This is a genomic window from Nocardia sp. NPDC004711, assembly GCF_053601595.1.
In genome coordinates, this window is record NZ_JBSGCB010000155.1 from 1 (window position 1) to 3,058 (window position 3,058).

The 3,058-nt window shown below is 64.4% G+C and carries 4 protein-coding genes; all 4 read left to right on the top strand.

Translation table 11 applies throughout. The features are described from left to right. The first annotated feature begins 146 nt into the window (after positions 1-146). Positions 147-1,400 (top strand): beta-ketoacyl synthase N-terminal-like domain-containing protein, encoded by a 1,254-nt coding sequence (locus ACWEKS_RS48985; protein ID WP_452346552.1) that lies wholly within the window; start codon positions 147-149, stop codon positions 1,398-1,400. Beyond that, positions 1,397-1,756 carry an antibiotic biosynthesis monooxygenase family protein gene (locus ACWEKS_RS48990; protein ID WP_452346553.1) on the top strand — a complete coding sequence of 120 codons (360 nt, stop codon included), beginning with the start codon at positions 1,397-1,399 and terminating at the stop codon, positions 1,754-1,756. The genes ACWEKS_RS48985 and ACWEKS_RS48990 overlap by 4 nt, the downstream gene beginning before the upstream one ends. 74 nt (positions 1,757-1,830) lie before the next feature. Continuing rightward, a complete protein-coding gene (locus ACWEKS_RS48995; RefSeq protein WP_452346554.1) occupies positions 1,831-2,550 on the top strand; it encodes a class I SAM-dependent methyltransferase in 720 nt (239 codons plus the stop codon). A gap of 51 nt (positions 2,551-2,601) precedes the next feature. Then, on the top strand, positions 2,602-3,058 hold a 457-nt coding region (locus tag ACWEKS_RS49000), incomplete at its 3' end, for a class I SAM-dependent methyltransferase (protein ID WP_452346555.1).

Genomic DNA, 3,058 nt, shown 5'->3' on the forward strand with positions numbered 1-3,058 from the left:
ATCGGTGTGCGGCACCGGGTGCGCAATACCGGGACCGAGACCGCAAACATCGTCTTTCACCTCGGACCGCTCGCCCCGCGACCCGAACTCGGCCACGTGGACACGGAAGCGTCGACGGATGGCGCCGCGACCGCGCAGAGAGCGCGATGAACCGCCGCGCAGTGATCACCGGGATCGGTGTCGTCGCCCCGAGCGGAAACTCGGCGAGCGAGCACTGGAAAACCGTTGTGGCAGGCGAGAATCGGATCGCACCGGTCACGCAATTCGATGCCTCCGCGTATTCGACCACGCTGGCCGGAGAGGTCCGTGACTTCGTGCCGGAGGATTACCTGGATCGCCGTCTGATCGTGCAGACCGACCGGTGGACCTGGATGTCGCTGGCGGCGACAGCACAGGCCCTGACCGATGCCGAGCTCGATCCGTCCACCGTCGATCCGTACCGGCAGTCGGTGGCCCTGGCGGCCTCGACGGGTGGAAATCATTTCGGCCAGCGGGAGATGCAGCGACTGTGGTCGGGATCGACGCGCACCGTCGGCACCTATCAATCGATCGCCTGGTTCTATGCGGCAAGCGCTGGGCAAACCTCGATTCTGCATCAGATGAAGGGTCCGTCGAGTGTGCTCGTCGCCGAAGCGGCGGGCGGCCTGGACAGCCTCGGATACGCCGCGCGCGCGATCGGTCGCGGCGCCGCCGATGTCGTCCTGGCCGGCGGCACCGAGGCGCCACTGTGCCCCTACGCGCTCACGGCCTCGCGCCGCAGCGGATGGATGAGCCGGCAGACGGACCCCGAACGCGCATATCTGCCCTTCGATGCCGATGCCGCCGGATATGTCCCCGCCGAAGGCGGCGCCATCTTCGTCGTGGAAGAAGAGCAGCACGCGCTACGGCGCGGCGCGCCGTACGTGTACGCGGAGATCGCCGGGTATGCGGCCACCCAGGACGGTCGTACCTCCCGCCCCTGGGGCGACACCACGGTCGAGCCGCCGTCGAGGTACCTTGCCGCCGCACTGCAGCGAGCACTGGACCGGGCGCAGGCCGCGCCAGGGCACACGGATGTCGTGTTCGCCGACGCGGTCGGTGTACCGGCTGCCGACCGGGCCGAAGCCGACGCGATCCGCACCGTCTTCCCTGACGGGGTACCCGTCACCGGTCAGAAAGGACTGCTGGGCAGAGCTTCCCAGGGCAGCTCCGCGCTCGACGTCGCAACCGCTGTGCTGGCCATGCGGGAACACACTCTGCCCGCGTTCGGGGCGTTGCCCAATCCGGCGCCGGGGTGCGAACTCGATTTCGTCGCTGCTCCGCAGCGAGCAGCCATCGACATCGCCGCCGTCGCCGCACGCGGATACGACGGCTTCAACAGTGCGCTGGTTCTGCGCCGACCCGAAGGAGTCTCACAGTGAACGACAACGAGAGCATCAACGGCAGCCGCCTCGGGCGCGGTCGTGTCGTCTTCTTGATCACCGTGCCACTGGAACGGCAAAACGAGTTCCTCGCTGCCTACGAGGACATCCGGCACGTCGTCGCCGAGGGCGTTCCCGGGCATATCGTCGACCAGGTCTGCCAATCGGCGACCGATCCCGAGCAATGGCTGATCACGAGCGAGTGGCAAGACCTCCAGGACTTCTACGACTGGGAAGCCACGCCGGAACACCGCACGCTCGTCGGTCCGATGCGTGAATGTTTCACCGCCGCAAGGTCATTGAAGTTCACCATCGTGGCGGCCACGACCGCCGCAGCCCGCGAGACGGCCTGGTAGATCTGGCCGGGCTGCCCCGTCACCACTGAAACATCAACCACCACCGAAACATCAACCCCGACACGGTCGGAGAAATGATCATCATGCGCATTTCGAAAGTCGCATCGAGCACATCTGAAAAAGACATCTCGGCACCGACTGCCGCACGCATTCGCGCCGGCGCCGAGCACTATAATCGGTCAGAGTTGGCCGTGTATGACCGGATGGTATTAGGGACGGTGAGTCGCTGGATCTGGCGATGTCCACGCACGAGAATGTTGGCGCACTATGACACCAATATTGCCGGTCGCCATCTCGACATCGGCCCGGGAACGGGATGGTTTCTGGACAACTGTAAACTCCCGCCGAATCCGTCGATTACATTGCTGGATCTGAATGATGTGGTGCTCGACACCGCCGCTAGACGCATCGAGCGCTATCACCCCACCATCTGCCAGAGCAACGTTTTCGAACCACTGGACCTCTATCCTGCCGCACAGTTCGATTCTGTCGGGATGAACTTCCTCTTGCACTGCCTGCCCGGTTCGGTCCGGCAAAAATCGGTGGTCTTCGACCACGTGATACCTCATCTCGCGCCCGGTGCCCGTGTATTCGGAAGTACTATTCTGGGCGAAAGTGCCGAGCATACCCCCTGGTCGCGCGCACTGATGCGTTACCTGAATCGAGAAAAGGTGTTCGGCAATAGGTGCGACAGCATCGAGTCCATCTCGCACGAGCTGAACGCGCGTTTCGCTGAGGTGCATATCCGGCAGTCAGGTGTCGTCTGTCTCTTCTCCGCGCGCGATCCGCATTGAGCTCGACGACCGGAAGATCAGCCCGGCTTCGGCCGGGGAAAGGTGATGATTATGCGTAATGACAACGATTCCTGGGACATCAAGACGAGTGTCGGTGCTACCGCGTTGTTCGTCGCGGCGGCCCGTGGTCTGGCGGCCCGGCACGCGCAGGCGTTGGCTGTGGATCAGTTCGCGGAGGTGTTCTGTCGTGCCGCGGGTGATGAGTGGGCGGCGTTGTTCGCCGACGATGTAGAGCAGACGAAGAATCATCCCCTGCGCGCTCCTGGTTTCGGGCCGTTGTTTCAGGATTTCCAGGCGGCACGGACCCGGTATTTCGATGACTATCTGCGTTCGGCCGCGGACGCGGGTGTGCGTCAGGTCGTGATCGTGGCGGCGGGTCTGGATTCGCGTGCGTATCGGCTGGCGTGGCCGGGTGGCACGGTCGTCTACGAACTCGACCGTTCGCAGGTGCTCGATTTCAAGCGTGACGTGCTCGCCGATGCCGGTGCGCAGGCGACCGCCGAGCGTC

Bases quoted from the DNA above. Each gene is read 5' to 3' on its own strand.
- ACWEKS_RS48985 (WP_452346552.1), top strand. From the start codon at position 147: ATGAACCGCCGCGCAGTGATCACCGGGATCGGTGTCGTCGCCCCGAGC.
- ACWEKS_RS48995 (WP_452346554.1), top strand. From the start codon at position 1,831: ATGATCATCATGCGCATTTCGAAAGTCGCATCGAGCACATCTGAAAAA.